Origin of the sequence: Bacillus testis, from assembly GCF_001243895.1 — a bacterium.
In the GTDB taxonomy this organism is placed as follows: Bacteria; Bacillota; Bacilli; order Bacillales; family DSM-1321; genus Bacillus_AD; species Bacillus_AD testis.
Genome location: NZ_LN851186.1, coordinates 373758 through 395577 on the forward strand (window position 1 = coordinate 373758; position 21820 = coordinate 395577).

The 21820-nt window shown below is 41.4% G+C and carries 20 protein-coding genes and 4 tRNA genes (1 of these 24 running past the window's edge); 18 read left to right on the forward strand and 6 right to left on the reverse strand.

Annotation, left to right across the window (positions count from 1 at the left end):
- The 5 genes from BN1765_RS02425 to rocF form a co-directional block, all read left to right on the forward strand.
- A tRNA-Tyr gene (locus BN1765_RS02425) sits at positions 1-47 on the forward strand; it begins 37 nt to the left of the window's first position.
- Between the two features lie 81 nt (positions 48-128).
- Positions 129-203: transfer RNA gene (locus tag BN1765_RS02430), tRNA-Gln, on the forward strand.
- A 7-nt stretch (positions 204-210) separates the two neighbouring features.
- Positions 211-283 (forward strand) — tRNA-Lys (locus BN1765_RS02435).
- A 15-nt stretch (positions 284-298) separates the two neighbouring features.
- Positions 299-374 (forward strand) — tRNA-Ala (locus BN1765_RS02440).
- A 216-nt stretch (positions 375-590) separates the two neighbouring features.
- Entirely contained in the window at positions 591-1490 is a 900-nt protein-coding gene (rocF, locus tag BN1765_RS02445) for an arginase (protein WP_050613684.1), read from the forward strand.
- A gap of 40 nt (positions 1491-1530) precedes the next feature.
- Here the strand turns inward: rocF and BN1765_RS19425 are convergent, their stop codons facing one another.
- On the reverse strand, positions 1531-1695 hold the full coding sequence (locus tag BN1765_RS19425) for an aspartyl-phosphate phosphatase Spo0E family protein (RefSeq protein ID WP_075050773.1): 165 nt from the start codon (positions 1693-1695) through the stop codon (positions 1531-1533).
- 172 nt (positions 1696-1867) lie between these two features.
- Between BN1765_RS19425 and sigW the strand changes: the two genes are divergently transcribed.
- The 6 genes from sigW (at position 1868) to glmS (ending at position 9267) form a co-directional block, all read left to right on the forward strand.
- Entirely contained in the window at positions 1868-2431 is a 564-nt protein-coding gene (sigW, locus tag BN1765_RS02450) for an RNA polymerase sigma factor SigW (RefSeq protein WP_050613685.1), read from the forward strand.
- Positions 2432-2447: 16 nt separating this feature from the next.
- Positions 2448-3089, forward strand: coding sequence for an anti-sigma factor family protein (locus tag BN1765_RS02455; RefSeq protein ID WP_050613686.1), 642 nt, complete (start codon positions 2448-2450; stop codon positions 3087-3089).
- Positions 3090-3327: 238 nt separating this feature from the next.
- On the forward strand, positions 3328-4149 hold the full coding sequence (gene cdaA, locus BN1765_RS02465; RefSeq protein WP_050613688.1) for a diadenylate cyclase CdaA: 822 nt from the start codon (positions 3328-3330) through the stop codon (positions 4147-4149).
- Complete coding sequence (locus BN1765_RS02470) at positions 4142-5542, forward strand: CdaR family protein (protein WP_050613689.1); 1401 nt, start codon at positions 4142-4144, stop codon at positions 5540-5542. The genes cdaA and BN1765_RS02470 overlap by 8 nt, the downstream gene beginning before the upstream one ends.
- 120 nt (positions 5543-5662) lie before the next feature.
- Positions 5663-7015, forward strand: a complete 1353-nt coding sequence (glmM, locus tag BN1765_RS02475; RefSeq protein WP_050613690.1) for a phosphoglucosamine mutase — start codon at positions 5663-5665, stop codon at positions 7013-7015.
- Positions 7016-7461: 446 nt separating this feature from the next.
- Positions 7462-9267: a glutamine--fructose-6-phosphate transaminase (isomerizing) gene (glmS, locus tag BN1765_RS02485; protein WP_050613692.1), complete on the forward strand. Its 1806-nt coding sequence runs from the start codon at positions 7462-7464 to the stop codon at positions 9265-9267.
- Between the two features lie 191 nt (positions 9268-9458).
- Here the strand turns inward: glmS and BN1765_RS02495 are convergent, their stop codons facing one another.
- Positions 9459-10679: an ISL3 family transposase gene (locus BN1765_RS02495; protein WP_082195396.1), complete on the reverse strand. Its 1221-nt coding sequence runs from the start codon at positions 10677-10679 to the stop codon at positions 9459-9461.
- Between the two features lie 317 nt (positions 10680-10996).
- Here BN1765_RS02495 and BN1765_RS02500 point away from each other — a divergent pair, with 317 nt between their 5' ends.
- Positions 10997-11437, forward strand: a complete 441-nt coding sequence (locus BN1765_RS02500; protein ID WP_050613695.1) for a MarR family winged helix-turn-helix transcriptional regulator — start codon at positions 10997-10999, stop codon at positions 11435-11437.
- Positions 11434-11931, forward strand: coding sequence for an MATE family efflux transporter (locus BN1765_RS02505; protein ID WP_050613696.1), 498 nt, complete (start codon positions 11434-11436; stop codon positions 11929-11931). Before BN1765_RS02500 ends, BN1765_RS02505 begins: the two co-directional genes overlap by 4 nt.
- Here BN1765_RS02505 and istB read toward each other — a convergent pair.
- The gene (istB, locus tag BN1765_RS02510; RefSeq protein ID WP_147554134.1) at positions 11906-12631 is read right to left on the reverse strand and encodes an IS21-like element helper ATPase IstB; all 726 of its coding nucleotides are present in this window, start codon (positions 12629-12631) and stop codon (positions 11906-11908) included. The two genes, BN1765_RS02505 and istB, sit on opposite strands and share 26 nt — an antisense overlap.
- On the reverse strand, positions 12628-14055 hold the full coding sequence (gene istA / locus BN1765_RS02515; RefSeq protein ID WP_050613671.1) for an IS21 family transposase: 1428 nt from the start codon (positions 14053-14055) through the stop codon (positions 12628-12630). The genes istB and istA overlap by 4 nt, the downstream gene beginning before the upstream one ends.
- Before the next feature lie 136 nt (positions 14056-14191).
- On the opposite strand from istA, the gene BN1765_RS02520 reads away from it, so the two are divergent.
- Entirely contained in the window at positions 14192-15187 is a 996-nt protein-coding gene (locus tag BN1765_RS02520) for an MATE family efflux transporter (RefSeq protein WP_050613697.1), read from the forward strand.
- Between the two features lie 532 nt (positions 15188-15719).
- Positions 15720-16229, forward strand: coding sequence for a VanZ family protein (locus BN1765_RS02525; RefSeq protein ID WP_050613698.1), 510 nt, complete (start codon positions 15720-15722; stop codon positions 16227-16229).
- A 333-nt stretch (positions 16230-16562) separates the two neighbouring features.
- On the opposite strand, the gene BN1765_RS02530 is transcribed toward BN1765_RS02525, so the two are convergent.
- Positions 16563-17297 carry a glucose 1-dehydrogenase gene (locus tag BN1765_RS02530; protein WP_050613699.1) on the reverse strand — a complete coding sequence of 245 codons (735 nt, stop codon included), beginning with the start codon at positions 17295-17297 and terminating at the stop codon, positions 16563-16565.
- A 1052-nt stretch (positions 17298-18349) separates the two neighbouring features.
- On the opposite strand from BN1765_RS02530, the gene BN1765_RS02535 reads away from it, so the two are divergent.
- The 3 genes from BN1765_RS02535 to mnmH all read left to right on the forward strand — a co-directional run bounded on the left by BN1765_RS02535 (position 18350) and on the right by mnmH (position 21453).
- The gene (locus tag BN1765_RS02535; protein ID WP_050616656.1) at positions 18350-19219 is read left to right on the forward strand and encodes a cation diffusion facilitator family transporter; all 870 of its coding nucleotides are present in this window, start codon (positions 18350-18352) and stop codon (positions 19217-19219) included.
- A gap of 94 nt (positions 19220-19313) precedes the next feature.
- Positions 19314-20246 (forward strand): DUF7916 family protein, encoded by a 933-nt coding sequence (locus tag BN1765_RS02540; RefSeq protein ID WP_050613700.1) that lies wholly within the window; start codon positions 19314-19316, stop codon positions 20244-20246.
- 154 nt (positions 20247-20400) lie between these two features.
- The gene (mnmH, locus tag BN1765_RS02545; RefSeq protein WP_050613701.1) at positions 20401-21453 is read left to right on the forward strand and encodes a tRNA 2-selenouridine(34) synthase MnmH; all 1053 of its coding nucleotides are present in this window, start codon (positions 20401-20403) and stop codon (positions 21451-21453) included.
- A 58-nt stretch (positions 21454-21511) separates the two neighbouring features.
- Here mnmH and BN1765_RS02550 read toward each other — a convergent pair.
- Positions 21512-21820 (reverse strand): rhodanese-like domain-containing protein (locus BN1765_RS02550; RefSeq protein WP_147554236.1); only part of this gene is annotated, 309 nt, incomplete at its 5' end.

The following is a 21820-nucleotide window of genomic DNA, read 5'->3' on the forward strand; positions in this document are numbered from 1 at the left end:
AATCCGCTCCTTCGGGTTCGGCAGTTCGAATCTGCCCCCCTCCACCATTTCTTTTAAGTGGACTAGTTATATAACCTTGGTTAATAGGTTATTATAAGCTTACCACCTATTTTTATGTTAAATATTATTGGGCTATAGCCAAGCGGTAAGGCAACGGATTTTGATTCCGTCATGCGAAGGTTCGAATCCTTCTAGCCCAGCCATTTAAATGAGCCATTAGCTCAGTTGGTAGAGCATCTGACTTTTAATCAGAGGGTCGAAGGTTCGAATCCTTCATGGCTCACTTTTATCATATAATGGGGCCTTAGCTCAGCTGGGAGAGCGCCTGCCTTGCACGCAGGAGGTCAGCGGTTCGATCCCGCTAGGCTCCACCATTACACTACATACTATTATTCGCGTAAAACCAAGACTCTGGTTTTACGCTTTTTTTTATATTCAAGCCACGAGTGTATAGATAACTGCATATTCTATTGTTAGATTAGCTTTAAATAACGATTACTTGTGTATAATTATACGAAAAAATGCAGAGTTGAGCCAATTGGGAATTTTGGGATAAAATACAGATACGCGAAAATGAAAGGGGTTACATAATGAATAAACATATATCAATAATAGGGGTACCAATGGATTTAGGTCAAAATCGCAGAGGAGTGGACATGGGGCCAAGTGCTATTCGATATGCGGGCATTGTTGAAAAATTGGAAGCTCTTCAATATACAGTCGAGGATTTGGGGGATATAGCGATCTTCCCTGTTGCCGACGAGAAAGAGGGACAGGAAAAGATTAAAAACGTAACTACTGTAAAAGCAGTAAGCTGGGATATTGCCCGCAAAGTCGATGAAACGGTTGAAAATGGGTCATTTCCGTTACTATTTGGCGGCGACCACAGTATAGCAATGGGGAGTATAGCAGGAATTGCGAAGCACTATAAGAACTTAGGAGTTATCTGGTATGACGCACACGGCGATTTGAATACAATGGAGACATCCCCATCGGGTAACGCCCATGGAATGCCTCTAGCAGCTAATTTAGGCTTGGGGCATCATGATTTAACACATATACTTGACTATAGCCCAAAAGTTAAGCCGGAGAATATTGTGATTATCGGGGCAAGATCATTGGATGAAGGTGAGAAGCAGTTAATTAAAGAAAAGAATATAAAGGTATATACCATGCATGAGATAGACCGTATGGGAATGACTAAGGTGATGTCAGAGACGATTGGCTATCTTAAGGAAACTTGTGACGGCGTTCATCTTTCTTTGGATTTGGATGGATTAGACCCGAGCGATGCGCCTGGCGTGGGCACTCCAGTCATGGGTGGAATATCGTATAGAGAAAGCCACTTGGCCCTTGAAATGCTGGCAGAGGCAGATATCATTACATCGGCTGAATTTGTGGAAGTAAACCCTATTTTGGATGAGCGAAACAAAACAGCAATTACAGCGGTCGAGTTAATGGGCTCCTTATTCGGCCAAACTCTTTTATAATAGAGAAAAAGATAAAAATAAGAGCAGGGCTATTTAATAGCTACTGCTTTTTTGTTAGGATAAAATATCTATTTATAAGATTGTCCAACTCTGTACTGACTTGGACAACTTGATGGTCAGTGATTGACGTGGAAGAAGCCAAAAAAATCATTCTTTCCCTAGTTGTTTCAATATGCTGCAATAATTGCCTTATTTCGGCCACCATAGTTACTACCTCTCTTCCTTAGGAGAATATTTCCAGATTTTTACCCAGCTTTTTTATATAGTAAACCTATAATGAGGAAAAATGATAAAATAAAAGAAACATTTATTTGAAACCTTTATGCACTGCATACGTAAATAACGTATAGCCGCATGGGGCGGAGGTTATTTAGGAAATGGAATTACTCGTAAAACAAAGGATAAAGGATGTCTTGAAGGGAGACCACAATGCATTCGGAGAGATTGTTGAAATATACAAAGACAAAGTATTTCAATTATGCTACCGGATGCTGGGGAACCGCCATGAAGCAGAGGATATGGCACAGGAAGCGTTTGTCAGGGCCTATGTAAATATCCATAGCTTTAATATTAAGCGTAAGTTCTCTACCTGGCTTTACCGGATAGCAACAAATCTGTGCATAGACCGAATCAGGAAAAAGAAGCCTGATTACTATTTGGATGCCGAGATTGCCGGCACAGAAGGTCTTGATATGTACTCACAAATTCCATCATCCACGAAAAAGCCTGAAGAGGAAGTCGAGAGCCTTGAATTGCAGGATACGATCCAGAAAGAGATCCTGAAGTTGCCTGAAAAATACCGGACTGTCATCGTCTTGAAGTATATAGAAGAATTATCATTGAAGGAAATCAGCGAAATCTTGGATTTGCCCATCGGCACTATTAAAACGCGGATACATCGGGGACGCGAAGCATTAAGAAAGCAATTAAGCAATATTTAAAAAGCAGGTGACCATAATGAAATGTTCAGATGAAATCATAGAGTATATGCATGAATACCTCGATAATCAGATAAGTGCGGAACATGAGAGCATATTGCGTCATCATTTGCAGGATTGTGTTGATTGCCAGAATCATTTTCACGAGCTGAAAAAAGCGATTCTCTTTGTCCAAAGTTCATCCCATATAAGTGTGCCGTCTGACTTTACGCAGAGAGTTATGGCGAGCTTGCCGAAAGAAAAGAAGAAAGCGGGCATCAAGCGTTGGTTCAAGAACCATCCGCTGCTTACTGCAGCTTCCCTGTTCGCTCTATTGATGGGGGGAACCTTGTTTTCCAATTGGAAAGAGGATTACCAATTTTCCTTTTCAAAACAACCGGATTTGGTTGTTGACCAAAACACAGTAATCGTGCCTGAAGGAAAAACGATTGCGGGCGATGTGGTCGTCAGGAACGGCAATATTAAGATAGAAGGCAAGGTGGACGGAAACGTTACAGTCATTAATGGGGATAAATATTTAGCTTCCGCCGGCCAAGTGTCAGGGGAGATCGAAGAAATCGATGAGATGTTCGGCTGGCTTTGGTATACGATTAAGGATGCCTTTAAACAAGCAGCTAATTTGATTACAGGAAAAGGGGAAGAACCGCAATCATCCAACTAAGTGGATGATTTTTTTTATCCGACTTTGACCCTACGACTCCCGCTTCGAAACAAGAGTGACGTTACAAAAGGTAAGTGGAAGATGAGTATCCTTGAGCAAAGTTTCATTTTTATAGCAAGGGTATTTCATTTTTGTTTCGAAGTAATGCTTTTAAGTGGTCTGGGGATAATATATGGTATAATGATAAGGTTCGAGAGTAAATTAAATAGGGAGTCTAAACCCAAATGGAGGAAGTAACATGTCATTATCCAACTTTACTTTCTTTGACATTATTACGAATGTTGTAGATATTATCGTAGTATGGTTCGTTATATATAAAACATTAATGGTTATTAAAGGGACAAAGGCCGTTCAATTATTGAAAGGGATCTTTGTTATTATAGTAGTAAAAAGTTTAAGCGGCTTATTCGGACTTAACACGCTTGGTTGGTTAATGGAACAAGCAATGAGTTGGGGATTTATAGCCGTTATCGTCATCTTCCAACCTGAATTGCGGCGTGCCTTGGAGCAGCTAGGTCGAGGAAAGCTCTTTTCCAGAGGGATGTCCCAGGAGGAGAATGAAAACGAACACGCGGTGGAAGCCATTTCTAAAGCTGTTTCTTACATGGCCAAACGGAGAATCGGGGCATTAATCTCCATTGAACGCGAAACGGGCTTGACGGATTATATAGAGACAGGTATCCCATTGGATTCCAAAATCTCTGCCGAGTTGCTGATCAATATTTTTATTCCCAATACACCGCTGCATGATGGCGCTGTTATACTTCAAAAAAATAAAGTGGCGGCGGCCGCTTGTTATCTTCCTTTATCGGAAAGCCCGTTCATTTCCAAGGAATTGGGTACCAGACACCGAGCGGCGTTAGGTGTCAGCGAGGTGACCGACTGTTTGACTGTGGTTGTTTCTGAAGAAACGGGTGGCGTTTCATTGACGAGAAACGGGGATCTTCACCGGGACTTATCCGCTGAGGAATTCAAAGATATGCTTTCAAAAGAGTTCTCCCATTTAAATAAAGCGGCTACTCCTACCCTATGGAATTGGAGGGGAAAGAAAAATGGATAAGCTGATAGAAACCCCATGGTTTGTAAAAGTCGTGGCCCTATTATTGGCGGCTCTTTTGTATATATCTGTCAACTTTGAACCAGATAACGCCAGAAGTTTCAATACACCTTCCCAAAAGGACAGTGTAGTGGTTGAAGCGGTACCGGTGGAAGTGTATTATGACAGAGATAACCTGGTAGTTACCGGTGTGCCGAAAACGGTCAATGTTACATTGCATGGGCCGAAAAACTTGGTGCTTCCGGCAAAAAGCTCACGGGAATTCAAAGTGCTACTGGACCTTTCTGATCCGGAAATCGAGCTAGGAAAGAGAAAGGTGCCTTTCAAGATCAGAGATTTAAATGACAAAATCACTGCGACGATCGAGCCTCAGTATGCCAATATTTCCATACAGGAAAAAGTGACAAAAGAATTTTCCGTCCAGCCGGAAATCAATCAGAATTTGGTTGATGACGGCTATCTAGTAGGTACGCCAAAAGTGAAGCCGGAGAAAGTCAAAATTACCGGTGCTAAGGATACAATTGAGAAGATTACCTATGTCAAAGCGGTGGTTAACCTTGATGATGATGTGAAGGATACAGTTGAGGTGAAAGCCCAAGTTCAAGCGCTTGATAAGGACTACAATAAATTGAATGTCACGGTCAATCCTGGATCGGTCAATGTGACGGTCCCCGTTAAGATTCCGAGCAAGGAAGTGAAGGTGATGCCTGCTCAGTCAGGGAATCCAAAAGATGGGGTCAAAATATCAGGGATGACGGCAGATCCCCCCAGAATAACACTGTACGGTAAACAGTCCGTCCTGGATTCGATCGATCAGCTCCAGCTATCGGTGGACATTAGCAAAATTGAAGAATCGACCACCATGCAAGTACCGGTCGATCTTCCCGATGGGGTGGCCCAAGCTTCCGTACAGAAAGTGTCTGTAATGATTGAAGCCAAAAAATCAACAGACAAAGAAGACGGAAAGGACGATGAAAAGGCTGAAACAGAGACCAATCCGCCTGACGATGAAACAGTAACCAATGAACCAACGCCACCGGCCAATGAAGGGAATGTCGATGAAACAACAGATTTGACAAAGACATTTTCGGGTGTGAAAATCAGGTTCAATGGATTGGGGGAGGAATATGAACTAGCCTTCCTTTCGCCCGCACAGGGAGCGACGAATGTAACGGCGACCGGTGCCAAAGGGGATATCAATTCGCTGAAGCCATCGGAAATCCAGGCGTCTATTAATGTTGCTGGCCTGCAGGAAGGTGAGCATTCTGTTCCTCTGGCCATCAGGCTGCCGAATAATATAAAAGGCCAAGCGGCGGATTCAATGATTAAGGTATCTATCATTAAGAAAAATGTAGAGGCATCGACAGACCAAGAAAAGGTTCCCTCTGATTCATGATTGCTATTTTTTATATGACCAGAGAGGTTCACATAAATAATCATTCTACTATACACTGATAATAGGTAGATTTTATTGTGCTAATTAACAGTACAACATATGAAGGAGAGATATGTTAACATGGGTAAATATTTTGGAACTGATGGAGTAAGAGGTGTGGCTAACAGCGAATTGACACCTGAGTTGGCCTTTAAATTGGGCCGTTTCGGCGGATACGTGCTTACCAAGCATACAGACCGACGTCCAAAGGTATTAATTGGCCGCGACACTAGAATTTCTGGGCATATGCTTGAAGGAGCACTAGTGGCAGGCTTATTATCCATCGGAGCAGAAGTAATGCGTCTCGGTGTGATTTCTACACCAGGAGTCGCTTACCTAACAAAAGCGTTAAGCGCAGAAGCAGGCGTTATGATTTCGGCTTCCCATAACCCAGTTGCAGATAACGGCATTAAATTCTTCGGCAGCGATGGATATAAATTATCGGATGAACAAGAAAACGAAATCGAACAATTGATGGAACTTAATGAAGATCATCTTCCTAGACCGGTAGGTGCCGATCTTGGCCAGATAAATGACTATTTCGAAGGCGGGCAAAAGTATTTATCCTACTTGAAACAATCTGTGGACGAAGAGTTCACAGGCCTTCATGTAGCGTTGGACTGTGCACATGGCGCAACTTCTTCATTGGCGACGCATTTGTTTGCTGATTTAGACGCCGATATCTCGACGATGGGATCAGCTCCGAATGGGTTGAACATCAACGACGGCGTTGGTTCCACCCATCCGGAAGCGTTAGCTGCTTTTGTCAAAGAGAAGAAAGCGGATGTGGGCCTTGCTTTTGATGGCGATGGCGATCGAATTATTGCTATTGATGAAAACGGGGATATCGTAGATGGAGACCAAATTCTTTACATCTGCGGCAAGTATTTGAATGAGCAAGGTCGCTTAAAGCATAATACAGTCGTATCAACTGTAATGAGCAATTTAGGCTACTATAAAGCATTAGAGGCCAATGGCATTCAATCTGCCCAAACAGCTGTCGGGGACCGCTATGTGGTGGAAGAAATGAAGAAGAACGGCTATAACCTTGGCGGGGAGCAATCAGGGCATATTATTTTCCTTGATTACAACACAACAGGGGACGGCATGCTCACAGGCCTTCAGTTAGTAAATATCATGAAAGTCACGAACAAGCCTCTATCCGAACTTGCGGGTGAAATGAAAAAATTCCCGCAGAAATTGGTGAACGTCCGTGTTACGGATAAACACCATGTAACGGATAATGAAAAAGTGGCAGCTGTCATTGCGGACGTGGAAAAAGAAATGGGAGGCAATGGCCGTATCCTTGTCCGACCTTCAGGAACAGAGCCATTGGTGCGTGTCATGGCTGAGGCGCCTACGCAGGAACAATGCGATCAATACGTACATCGTATTTCCGCAGTTGTTGAGCAAGAAATGGGATTAAAAGACTGAGAACATAGATATGCATAAGAAGCACATTTTGCGCTTCTTATGCATATTTTTATTGTAAGGCTTTTTTTTTAGGAATTTGACTGGTTCTTAAGGTTGTTGACGTATTCACAATGATAGGTTATGATTACTTTGATTTCCTTAAAAATGAGTTCATACTCCAAATTGAACAGAAAGGCGGGCAGCGGCTTTTTGAGGAAAATAGCAGTCATTTAAAAAGCGCCAGAACTAAACTAGGAGTAAGTTTAGTTGACGAGGTGGAGGTTTATCGAGTCTTCGGCGGGTACCTCCCAGTTGAAGTGCACAGCTGTATATTTCTTCTCCAAAACAGTGGGGCAACTCACTCGACAAAGAGTAGAAAATGCACACACTTAAAAAATACAGAGATAAGGGGACAGGAATGTCCCCGGACATTCTTGTTCCCTTTTTATCAATAGGAGGAATAAGATATGTGTGGAATCGTTGGATATATCGGAAATCAAGATGCAAAGGAAATTTTGCTGAAGGGGCTTGAGAAGCTCGAATACAGAGGATATGACTCTGCGGGTATCGCTATTATGAACAATAGCGGTGTACAGGTCTTCAAGGAAAAGGGACGCATTGCCGACTTACGCCAAGTCGTTGACCAAAATGTATTCGCACAGACAGGGATCGGACATACAAGATGGGCGACCCATGGCGTGCCGAATCATGATAATGCGCACCCTCACCAAAGCACGAGCGAGCGTTTTACCCTTGTGCATAACGGTGTTATTGAAAATGATCAAATCCTTAAAAGAGAATACTTGTCAGATGTTTCTTTTAAGAGTGATACCGATACAGAAGTAATTGTGCAATTAATCGAAAAATTTACGAATGAAGAAAACCTTTCCGTGGAGGAAGCATTCTGTAAAACACTTTCCTTGTTAAAAGGCTCATACGCACTCGCTCTTTTGGATGAGCAGAATAACGGCACAATCCTTGTCGGCAAGAATAAAAGCCCTCTGCTAGTCGGTGTAGGCGATTCATTCAATGTTATTGCATCTGATGCTATGGCAATGCTGCAAGTGACTGACCAATTCATTGAATTGATGGATAAAGAAATTGTCGTTGTGACCCAAGAAAACGTAACTATCAAAAAACTTGATGGCACAGTGGTATCACGCAATCCGTATACAGCGGAACTGGATGCAAGCGACATCGAGAAAGGGACATATCCGCATTATATGTTGAAGGAAATCGATGAGCAGCCTCTTGTGATCCGTAAGATTATTCAATCTTACCAGGATGACAATGGAAATCTGGCTATTTCCGAAGATATTCTGAAAGCGATGAAGGATTCCGACCGCATCTATATCATCGCATGTGGAACAAGCTATCACGCTGGCCTTGTCGGGAAACAATTCATTGAGAAGCTTGCTGAAATCCCGGTTGAAGTCCATGTGGCATCCGAATTCAGCTACAATATGCCATTATTATCGAAAAAGCCGTTGTTCATTTTCATTTCACAAAGCGGTGAAACAGCTGATAGCCGTGCAGTGCTTGTGGCAATCAAGGAGCTTGGCTATAAAGCCTTGACGATCACCAATGTACCAGGATCTACTTTATCCCGTGAAGCGGATTATACATTGTTGCTCCACGCCGGTCCGGAAATCGCTGTAGCGAGCACGAAGGCGTACACAGCACAAATTGCTGTATTATCGATCTTAGCGTATGTTACTGCCCAATCAAAAGGATTGGAAGCGAAGCTGGATTTAGTCACAGAACTGGGAATCATCGCTAATGCCATGGAAGTGCTTTGCAACGAGAAGGAAGCCTTTGAGAACATCTCTCGCGAATTCCTTTCTGTCACACGCAACTGCTTCTTCATCGGCCGTGGCGTCGATTACTTCGTATGCTTGGAGGGAGCTCTTAAACTGAAAGAGATTTCTTATATCCAAGCTGAAGGATTCGCCGGCGGAGAACTGAAGCACGGAACAATCGCCTTGATCGAAGAAGGCACACCAGTTATTGCCCTTGCCACACAAGAGGCAGTTAACCTAAGCATCCGCGGAAACGTCAAAGAGGTCGTTGCACGTGGAGCATACCCTTGCATCATCAGTATGAAAGGGCTTGAGCAAGAAGGGGACAGCTTTGTCATCCCATCTGTGCATGAATTATTAACACCTCTTATCTCTGTGATTCCAACCCAATTAATCGCTTATTACGCTGCCTTGCACCGCGACTGCGATGTCGATAAGCCAAGAAACCTGGCTAAGAGTGTAACGGTTGAGTAAGGGTTTGATTGTTGAAAGACAATATAGTTAGGAACTCGATAATAAAGTTGGGTACCGAAAGCAATCTTGTAAATAAAAAGCAAGCGAATCATTTATTCGCTTGCTTTTTTATTTATAGAATTGCTGTTAAGTTATTGAAAAAGTTTTGGTTCTTTTTCAAGTGTTGGGGTAGAGAACATTTCTCTGCCCCTTTATCCTAATGAATTGCCTATTGATTTATAGTGGTGATGCAGGAGGATTCGTGCCCTAAAACGAGCGAAGTTCCTGAACCCAAAGGCATTCCGTTTCATGACCTTTGTCAAGTTGTTCAACCCTTCCACAAACCCATTGGAGTACCCAAATTCAAAACGGTTAAGGATTTCCGTTTCCCAATTTCGATAGGTCTGGACGGTTTTCACGAACTCAGGAATCCTGCTTTCTTCCACCTTTTCATAAAACGCATGCAGCGCTTCTTTTGTCTTCTCGATATGGCCTGGCCCCCGCCGTTTGGCTTCGTTAAACCACTCATAAAAGGCCTCTTTCAACCCATACGCTATTTTTAATTCAGGGGACAGCGCAAAGTATCTTTCCAGATACCATTTATCTGTTTTTGTAAGCTTGTGGGAAGCTTTATGAAAGACGTAACGGACCTTCTTACACTTTTTACGGTCGTATGCATGCCACTCGTTTTGTTCCCTCACACGGATCTTGTCGAGCGCCCAATTCATATACCGGACGAAATGAAACCCATCCGCCACGATCACAGGACCGTCCAAGGCCTGTTTGACAGCTGCCTTGAAGGCGTGGCTCATATCCATGACAACCACTTCCACCTTGGCCCCATGTTTCCGCAAGTACTCTTTAATTGTGTCTTTCCGTCTGTTTGGCAGGATGTCGATCGGTTCGCGGGTCACGGCATTGGCAATGATCAATTGATATTTTTCCTTTCCGGAATCCCCTTTGAATTCGTCGATGGCAATCGCTTTGGGCAAGGCCTTCTCTCCCTTGATTGATTGGGGGATAATCCGGTCAAAACGCCGTATGATCGTACTGACGGATGTATGGTATTGGGCCGCAATTTCGGTGAATGTCTTGGCTTTGACGGTACGGATCTGGACCTGTTGATTCCATTCCTTCGAATGGTGTTGATACCTCTCCACAAAAGGATTTTCCTCATAGAAACGTTTCCCGCACAAGCAGGCATATCTCCTTTTCCGATAGATAATCACGGTGGGGCGTTCCGCCATTTTCAGATGCTTAATCTTTTGGATACGGTAGTCATGGACACGCTTGGTCTCCTTCGAACAGGAAGGGCAGGCATGGTCCTTAATCGGCATTTCAATATATATTTGGTAGATTCCTTCATTGATGTCGGTTTTGATGATGGTTGCCCCTTCAAGTCCGGGCAGAATCATGTTAAAATGCAAGAGCACACATCTCCTTTTCTATCTTGTTTCTCGTCAATTCAAGTATAAGAAATTAGGAGCTTGTGTGCTCTTTTTTTGCCCATTTTTAAGTGGACACCCCAACATTTAGTATAGAACCAAAGTTTTTCGTATCTGAATGAAGTGGAAAAGCGGGTAGTTTTATCCATAGTACTAATTAATAGTTGCGTTATCAACTATTTATAATTATATTAATATAGTGTTTGAGGAACCGACATACGATATTAAATCCATAAAAACCGCCTAAATAGTTGCGCTAACAACTGTTTTTAATCAAATTTTTCCATGAAAGGTAACCAGACAATATGAATAACAACCACGATGAGAAGATGGGACGTTATATTGCACAAATTTATTGCAAAGGTTCAGCGATTATTTCTAAAGAGCTTCAGGAATTCGGAATTGGCTCCGGACAATACAGGTTTCTTTTGCAGCTTTACCGCCAGGACGGCATCAGTCAAGAGGAGCTATCGAAGCTGCTTTTAGTGGACAAAGCGACCGTCGCCAGAGCAATGAAAAAATTAGAAGAGGAGAACTTAGTTTATCGGGTTCGTGATCAAAAAGATAATCGCTATTATAAAGTTTTTATTACAGAAAAAGCATTGGACATTAAAGAAGAAGTATTTAATAAAGTTCATGCTTGGGACGAAACCATCAAACAGAGTTTAACTAAAGAAGAAGAAGCACAAATGATTTATTTATTGCAAAAAATCACGAATAGCTTAATGAGAGGAGAAAACAATTGATTAATCAAAACGTATTAGGTACAGAATCAATAGCAAAACTACTAATGAAGTATTCGATTCCTGCCATAATCGGAATGATTGTGAATGCACTATACAATATTGTCGATCGTGTTTTTATTGGGCATATCCCTGATGTCGGTTCAATGGCAATTACAGGTGTTGGGGTTACAATGCCAATTATGACCGTTATATTGGCATTTGGCATGTTAGTGGGAATCGGTTCTGCAGCAAGTATGTCCATTAAACTAGGGCAAGGCAATAAGAAAGAAGCAGAGCGAATCGTCGGCAATGCAACAAAGCTTTTAATATGGTTAGGCATCGGATTAACAGTTCTTGGGCTATTGTTTTTAAACCCATTACTGCGTTCGTTCGGGGCAACTGACCAAACAATTGTCTTTGCTGTATTTTGCAAGAAAAAAGTGCAGAGTATTGCAGCGGAAAATACAGAGTATTGCCACCCAGTATTTTTTATGCTTTTTTTGATAAGGCATTAGCCAAACGGAAACTACTTCCGGTATATGAAACAATATGAGCGTGATGAATTAAACGATCTACTAAAGCTGCTGTTAATCGGGAATCGGAAAAGATTCGATTCCATTGGCTAAACTCCAAGTTAGAAGTAATAATTAAACTTTTTTGTTCATAGCACTCTGAAATGAGTTGAAACAGTAATTCGGCACCTTCTGTGCCAAAAGGGACATAGCCCATTTCATCTAATATCAATACATCTACTTTCTCTAATTTTCGTCGGAAAGAAGCAAATCGACCATTTGCTAACGTTTTCTCTAATTCCTCTACTAAATGAGATACCCTATAAAATCTCACATCATATCCTTTTTCGCACGCACGTCTACCTAAGGCGGAAGCTAAGTGGGTTTTCCCTGTTCCAGGAGCTCCTACTAGAATCACATTTTCTTTCCTCGAAACAAATGATAGATCCATTAGTTCCTCTTTTGTCAGATGGGCCGGTAAATGGATATCCTTGTGCCATTGATAGGTCTCTAATACTTTATGATCAATAAAACGAGCTTTTTTTATATTTCTTATCGCTTTTGCTTGTTCTCTTCCGACTTGTTCTTTTAATAAAAGGTGATAAATGAATTCTTCCCGAGTCGTAAAAGGAATGTCTTCATATCCTTCTGCCATATAAGGCAATTTTAATTGCCTACATAACTTTAAAATGGCCTCATTCACTCTTGTTGCACTCCTTCCGGAGTAGGTTGTAAAGCATCATAGCTAGACCACTCCACTTCATAAGGATGATTGATTTCGTTATCCCGTTGGCCAATATACTCATAAAAATGTTCTTCAATTTCTTTCATATCATGCTGTAATAACAGACTAATTATTTCATTGATTCGTTGTTTACGAATAGCTAATGAGGGAACCAAAAGATACTCACGAATCCTAGCCGGTAAGTATTCCTTATATCGTGAATGTCCAATAACACGCGGTTTATGCATCCAATCTTTCAATATGTCACTCCATGGGATTAATCTTCTCTTCTTCATGTACGGACGGAAGTCCGTTAGTAATATTTCTCCATTACCGGTCACAATCCGATATTGATCCCAATATAGAATACAGTATAAAGGATAATAATTTTTGGCTTTAGGAATATGAATAAGATGTTGATCCAATTTGAATTCATTGTATTTATTTACTTTAATCAATGTTTCCTTAAACACAGGATAATCTTCTTCTGGCAGCTTATATAACTTCTTTTGTTCTTCTTCCCACAGATACTCTATTGATTCTTGTTTCTTATAATGTTCTCTTTGTCGATCTTTCTGTAATACTTCTTTTAATTGTTCAGTCAAGTCATCAAAATCCTTTATTACTGGAGGGACGCTAAAAAAGTTGTATCGTATATAACCAACCTTTCTTTCCACGCTTCCTTTTTCATGTCCACTTCGGGGATTACATACTTGTACGTCAAATCCATAATGGTTTTGAAAAGCCATCAATTCATCTGTTAATTGAGCTTCTCCATTTGAATCCCTTACTTTTTTGACAGCTGGCGTTAGATTATCAATTCGTATACTTTTTGGTACGCCACCTGCTTGTTCAAACAATTGCTTTAATCCACTTAAAAAGCATTCTTGATTTTCTGAAGGAAGTGGGACAGAGAAAGCCACATTACTATAGGGGAAAGACATAATTAATGCATGTATATCGACTATTTCCCCCTCCAGCACAGCCTCCATGATTCCAAAATCAACCTGAGCTTCTCCAATTGGATGATTCAATCGCTCATATCCTTTATCCTTTTGACTCTCTTCAGTCGCCCTCCAATCCGAAATAAATTGGCAAACGGTTCGATAAGAACCGGGAAAGCCATACTTCAATAATTCTTGAAAAAGTTGTTTATTTGTTCTACGAAGTTTCTTTTTTAAGCGAGCATCTTCTTCCAACCAATCACATACCATCTCTCCCCAACGTTCTTCATACATCATTCCTTTTTTAGATTGAATTTTAGAAGTGGGTACCTGATCTTTATCCGCATATTTTTTTGCGGTCCGCCAATTGATATTCATGGTTTTTGCGATTTTGGAAATAGATAACCCTTTTTGATTTCTCATTAATTTGATACAATGAACCTCAGACATTGCTAGCATCCTTTCTTACCTCCACTGTTTGATTAGACACCTATACAGTAGAGGGACTTGGGGTGACTGGCAAGTCTTTTTTTTATGGCACTAAAAAAAGTGCTAGACTCTGTACAAAAACGTTGCACAAGTCTGCACTTTTATTTTGCATTACACATTTGCTAAAGACTATATCGAAATCATCATTATCGGAATTATTTTCAACCTGTTCGCCTTTGCCTTCACACACATGGCACGTGCTGACGGAAATCCGAAGTTAGCGGCAGTCGTTATGATAGTGGGCTGCGCAATCAATATGATCTTAGATCCAATCCTTATCTTTTTATTTGATTTGGGTATCCAAGGTGCAGCAATTGCTACCGTTGTTTCTCAAGCTATTACAGCCTTATGGTTATTATTTTATTTCACAAAAGGTTCATCTGTATTAAAAATTTCATTAAAGGATTTGAAGTTAAACAAACCAATTGTAAAAGCCATCTTTGCAATCGGTATGGCGCCATTCGCTATGCAGCTTGCATCTAGCTTTGTCCAAGTATTTGCAAATAATACGTTAATGACCTATGGCGGAGACATGGCAATTGGAGCAATGACTGTTATTAACTCGATCTCATTGTTCTTCTTAATGCCGATTTTTGGTATTAATCAAGGTTCGCAACCAATTATCGGTTTCAACCACGGCGCAAAGCATTATCATCGCAGCAAAAAGGCATTCATCTATTCAGTGACTGCCGCAACGGCCATATTATTAATTGGTTCAACACTGATTCAATTATTCCCGGCTTCCTTTGTCGGCCTATTCAATAATGATCCTACTCTTACTCAAATGGCAGTAGAAGGAATGAAAATATTCTTATTCACCTTGCCTATTTTAGGTATTTCAGTAGTCGGGCCAAACTATTTCCAATCAATCGGAAAAGCAAAAATATCATTATTCTTAAGCTTATTGCGTCAAGTTCTTCTATTTATACCTTTCTTATTCATCCTACCCCGCTTTATGGGACTAAAGGGAATTTGGTTTGTCATGCCGATCAGTGATACAATTACAGCCGCAATCACCCTCTACTTCCTACGCCGCGAAATGAAAAGAACAAGGGGGCAGATCCCTTGTCCAAAAGTTGCGGATGACTTAATGGCAGGGTGATGAGACAGGTTATTTAGGTTAGTTAAGTGTAATAGTTAATATAAACAGGGCCACACATATTAACCATAGCTATTATGTGTGGCCCTAATTATTAAATGAGTTCAATTTATAGCAGCGTCTTATTCGTTCTATCTATTCTTGCTTTCTTAGCATACTGGCTATTTGTAGCACGATTGAAAGATAAAAATGGCAAAGAACTAGCAGAGCAAATGAGAGAAGTAGAATAATAAAGAAAGTAATCGAATGTAATATTTCGACGGAAATAGAAAGCTCGGAACACAATAGTGAACCGGGCTTTTTATATAAACTGCGTTTCTACGATCAACGAATATGTAAATTGCGAACCACCACCCCTTTGGGCATTTTTGTCTGAAGGGGTGTTTTTACATAAAAGATCTGAGGGAAAATGGGTCGGATATGAGTAAGCCTGAGATATATAATGATATTCATATTTAATTAAGATTTTTAATAGGAAATTCTTAAGATTTATCTATGAAAATAAGATTAATGGAAAGAGAGAGAAGGTGACTAAATGAAAAAAGGACTGGGAATTATATATTGGTTTATTTTGCTATTTTATCTATTTTTACTGATTGATATAGTATTTTTCTCAAGAGACAGTCTAAGAAGTGTTAATTTGGTTCCTTTTAACTCAATTAAAGAATATATAATGGTTGATAACGGATTTGGTGAATATAGATTAGTTGATATGAATATTTGGGGAAATGTATTAATGTTTATTCCATTAGGTATTTACAATCTAGTTTACGGTAAAAATCTTTCACTAACAAAATGTGTATTATTGATTATTGGTGCAAGTGTTTTTATAGAGAGTACTCAATTTATTTTCGCTAGAGGTGCAACAGATATTGATGATGTCTTTCTTAATACATTAGGTGGAGTAATTGGTATAGGGATATACAAGATATTTGCTAAGATTTTTAAAACGGACGAAAAAATAAAAATGGCAATGGCGATATTATCAATGATTGTCGGAATTCCAATTCTCTTATTAGTAATAATCCTGGGGGTTGTTAACTAAATTAAGTGCCAAAATACCTTTAAACTAACGGGCTTTTTAATTGAATAAGAATGAAACAGTTTTACTTTATAAATCACATATTCCAAATGAGTGAAGATGGCGCAGCCCAAAAAGCACGCCATCTTTTTTATGCGCCAATTAGATTTGAAGCTTGGGTAATTGGCGGTGGCATTTTCTTCTCCCTATTGTCTGCTGCCATTAGTGTATACGAGGGATTCCGCAAAGCCAGAGTACATCCATTCGAGTTGACAAAGGGACAGAGAAAATAATAAAAAAAGCAGCGGAAAACCGAGATAATCGATTTCCCGCTGCTTAGGTTGCAATGGATGCACATTACATGGCTGTTAAGCCGCCATCCACGATGAATTCAGATCCAGTTGAATAGTTTGATTCGTCAGATGCCAAGTAAAGCACTAAGTTTGAAACCTCTTCCGGTTGTGCAACGCGTTTAACCGGAATATGTTTAGAGAATTCTTCAATTTCTGCTTTTGAGTCTGCTTGAAGGATCATTGGTGTTGCGATGACACCTGGGTGTACAGAGTTTACAGTAATTCCGTAATTTGCACATTCCATGGCTGCTGCTTTTGTCATACCACGTACAGCGAATTTTGTATCTGTGTAACCGATCGCACCGGCAACAATTCCGTTCATGGATGAAATGTTGACAATTGAACCGCCGCCAGCTTTTTGCATGGCAGGGATGACTGTTTTGATTCCTAAGAATACGGAAACTTGGTTGATGTCTACGATACGGCGATATTCTACTTCTGTTGTTTCTAAAATGGATTTATTCAATGAGATACCAGCATTGTTGACCAACACGTCCACTTTGCCGAAGGCTTTTTCAGTTTCTTCTACGACATTTTTCCAATCTTCAGCATTCGTAACATTATGCTTAACAAATAGAGCGTTTTCACCTAATTCGGCTGCAAGGGCTTTACCCTTTTCTTCATTTAAGTCTGTAATAACGACTTTTGCTCCTTCTTTAATAAATCTGCGAGCATGGGATGCACCCATACCTTGAGCAGAACCTGTGATAATAGCAACTTTACCTTCTAATCGTGCCATGATCGTATTCCTCCTTTTTAGTAGATCTTCCCCAAATGTTGTCTAAATCATCCTACAATTTTAAATTAACAGATAACCGAAGTGGTTGTCTAATGATAAGGTGGTCGTCACTATATGTTCAAAATTCACCCAATTGCTTAATGTACAGGACAAATTTGACAAGTGGCGGCGAACACCTTTGGGAGCTTGTTTAAGCGTCCCATTAAAGACTTCTACTTCGCTTTTCTTGTTATCTACTATACATATATAGTTTAATACTAAAATATTTAATAGGAAAGAAATATGCACTCAATTTTTACTATTTTTAATTATAGGTCTATTGGCGGTCATAATTTAGAAACAATAATGATTAATCAAACGTTTGATTAATTGACACAACAAGGGTGCATCTGCTAATGGACAGAAAAAGGGAGGGATTATCGCTTGTTGGGCGAATAGTGAAAAAAGAATAACATAGAGAAAGAAGGATGGTCTTGAAAGGGATAAAAAAGGGATAAACCGAGTTAAAACTTATATCAGAAGAACATTTACCGGAATGATGGGCGTACATTTAGGTGTATGGGGCAGAGGCGGTTAAGCAGTGGATCCAGTATCTCTTTGATACCTATACACATATCCCGCGCATTGGCTATACCACATGGTCCGGCAACCATTCATTATGAACTAGGGATTCTGTTAGGGCCATATGCTATGTAAAGGTCTGACTATCTATTGAACGGACCGCATGGTTTTGCCGAACGTCTATCGTTATTAAGAAAGCTCTTCAAGCGGAGGGCTTTTTTTCATATAAGCGAACAGGTCCACCATAAAAGGGATTTCTTTTATTAGGATGGGGGTAAATAGTATATATAGCCGTTTTAACTCGTGCATAAACTAAAATCAGGAAGTAATTTAGCCGTTTTTTAATACGGGAATGGCCCGTTTTTTTGGTTAACTGCAACTTTCTTTTCACCATGCTAATTATATAAAAGCAGGCAAAAAGGTTGCTGTAGACCCACCTAGATGGGGATTGATATGATAGTCTAGGTAAACGAATGGGAGGTGCTCCTTTGTTGAACGAACAAAAGTATAAAGACCTTAAATTGGGTGAACGGGGAGCTATGATCAGTATCATTGCTTATATTGTGCTGTCTTTTTTGAAATTATTCATTGGATATATAAGTGATTCGCAAGCGCTTAAAGCCGATGGTTTAAATAATACGACTGATATCATTGCCTCAGTGGCCGTTTTGATCGGCCTGAGAATTTCCCAGCGTCCGCCGGATCATGACCATGCATACGGACATTGGAAGAGTGAAACGATTGCCAGTCTTGTGGCTTCTTTCATCATGGTGGCTGTCGGTCTCCAAGTCCTAATGGATGCCGTCACCTCAATGTTCATTGGAGTCGAGGAATCGCCGGACATAATTGCCAGTTATGTAGGCTTATTTTCAGCCGGCATTATGTATTTGGTGTACAGATATAATAAGAAATTAGCCCGAAAGATTAATAGCCAATCCGTGATGGCAGCGGCGAAGGATAATTTATCGGATGCCTGGGTGTCTATTGGAACAGCTATCGGTATTCTGGGTTCCCAGTTGAACATGCCCTGGCTCGATACGGTCACTGCATTGATTGTGGGTTTATTGATCTGTAAAACAGCCTGGGATATTTTCCGTGAGGCATCGCATAACCTAACAGACGGATTTGATGATAAGAAGCTGATTGAATATGAGGAAGCAGTCCGGAAGGTTCAGGGAGTGAAGGGGATTAAGGAGATTAAGGGCCGTACCTACGGGAACAATACGGTTCTTGATTTAGTCATCTTGGTTCAGTCGACGCTTAGTATCAGTGAAGCCCACGATATCTCCACTATTGTCGAAAATGAACTGATTGAAAAGCATGATGTCTATGATGTCCATGTCCATGTGGAACCTAATTGATGTTGAAAAAGACCCCCCTGCAAAGAATATGAAACATGTTATCCTAATAGTGAAGAAGATGTATAACGTGCACATAGAAAGGGGCAAACAGTGAATGAAACGAATATTGGATTGCCGTGGCTCTGATTTTATGGCGATTACCAAAGAAGAACTGAAAAATGCAATCCGGGCTGCAGAAGGCCGGACAGTCATTGCGGAAACGGTCGTGACATCACAGCCGCTGCTGCCGGAAGTCTCAAATCCGGAAATCATGAAGGCATTTGGCGCTGACATGATCCTGCTGAATGTATTTGATGTATTCAAACCCCATGTGAACGGATTGGAAACAGCGAATATATTCCAGCCTTCTTTACATAAAGAAGAGCTAAGCGAAGATGTCATTCAACAAGTGAAAAAGCTCACAGGTTTGCCTGTTGGCATCAATCTTGAACCCGTCGATGGATCAGCTATCGCGCTTGAAGAGCTGTATACACTGCCTGAAGGCCGGACTGCCACTGTCCGTTCCTTGGCGCGTGCCAAGGAATTGGGCTGCGATTTTGTATGTTTGACGGGGAATCCGAAAACAGGCGTAACGAATGAAAAAATTGAACAGGCCATCAAGCTTGCTGCCGAACATTTCCAAGGGCTGATCATTGCCGGAAAGATGCACAATGCCGGAACCAGCGGCAGTGTGCTCGATGTGGAAGCGGCAGGAAGATTTGTGGATGCAGGAGCGGATATTGTTCTTCTTCCAGCACCGGGGACTGTCCCGGGGGTTCGCGAACGAACGCTTGCTGAAGCTATAGAGGCCGTTAAACAAAAAGGCGGACTGGCAATGGCAGCGATTGGGACAAGCCAGGAAGGGGCCGATGAAGAAACCGTGCGGGCTATTGCGTTAAGCGCTAAACGTGCCGGGGCCGATCTTTTCCATATAGGCGACGCCGGTTTTTCAGGGATGGCTGTGCCAGAAAATATCCAGGCTCTCTCTATTGCAATCAGGGGGAAACGCCATACCTATATCCGAATGGCAGCCTCAGCCTTAAGATAAAGAAGAAATAGATCCAAAAGCATGGCTTTATGCCGTGCTTTTTTGCATGGACAGGCTTATATACTTGTTGACGATTGCAGTTATGAAAATTTGCCGGCGTTGTTCTATAATAAAAGATAATACTCATATAGATAACGAAAGAGGCGAATGTGAATTGTTCCAGGATATAACAGTGGAAGAGTTGATTGAGGTAAAAGATAAACCAGGCCAGGTGTTGATTGATGTGCGCTCGCCTTCTGAATATAGAGATTTTACGATTCCGGGCAGTATTAACATTCCTCTTTTCGATGACAGCGAAAGGGCGGAAATCGGAACGCTGTATAAGCAGGTGAGCGTCCAAGCTGCAAAGGAACGGGGATTGGAGGTGGTCTCTGCGAAATTGCCGGAGTTTGTGAAGGCCTTCAGAGACATTCCAGGGGAAAAAACGGTATTTTGTTGGCGTGGAGGCATGCGCTCAAAGACGACGGCTACCGTGTTGGATTTGATGGGCATCCATACCCATCGGCTGCAGGGAGGGATTCACGAGTACCGTAAAAAGACTGTCCATATGCTAGAGGACTATCCCTTCAAACCGGAAGCTTATGTATTGAATGGGTACACAGGGGCAGGAAAAACACTGATCCTAAAGCATTTGCAGGAGGAAGGCTATCCGGTGCTTGATCTAGAGAGAATGGCCAATCACCGCGGATCGATTTTTGGGCAGATTGGTTTGCGTCCGCACAATCAAAAAATGTTCGATGCCCTGCTGCTCGAAAGAATCTCTCAAGTCAAGGATGAGCCTTATGTACTGTTTGAAGCGGAGAGCAAACGGATCGGCAAAGCAGTCCTTCCCGAGTTTTTAACGTTAAAAAAAGAAAGAGGCTTCCAGATTTTCATTGATATGCCGATAGAAGAAAGAGTCCGCCATATTTTAGAAGATTATCAGCCGTGGGGACACCATGATGAGTGCATCCAGGCTTTCCAAAAAATCAAAAAGAGAATCCATACGCCAATTGCTGCTGAAATCGCACAGTGCTTAGAGGCGAAAGAATATGCAAGGGCGGTCCAGTTGTTGCTGGAGTATTATTATGATCCTTTATACAAGTATACAGCCGATCAATACCCGGAGGACCGCCGGATGATTCTTCAGGCAAAGAACATAGAAGATGCTGCAGAGCGCATAAAAGAGGTATTGCAGAACACTTTTTCAGGATATGCGGCTCAATAAAGGGAGACGTTGTTGAGCTTAGATAAAAGAAAAACCGCCATGGATCGGCGGTTTTTTTTTATGAATGGGCAGGTGTTTTCGTGTCGTTTACCCAACGGGAATACCCGCCGAGCTGGTTATTGATATCGGTGATTCCGTTTGCCTGCAGAATAGAAGCGGCAATGGCAGACCGTACACCGGAACCGCATTGTACCATAATCGGTTTATCTTGTTCCACCTCATCGATATGCTGCGGGAGATCGCCGAGCATGATATGCTGAGCACCTTTTATATGTCCTTCCTTCCACTCTGCTTCTGTCCGGACATCCAATACATGCACTTCCCCATCTGCAACTTTCTTTTCCATTTCAGATGGCGTTACATTTGT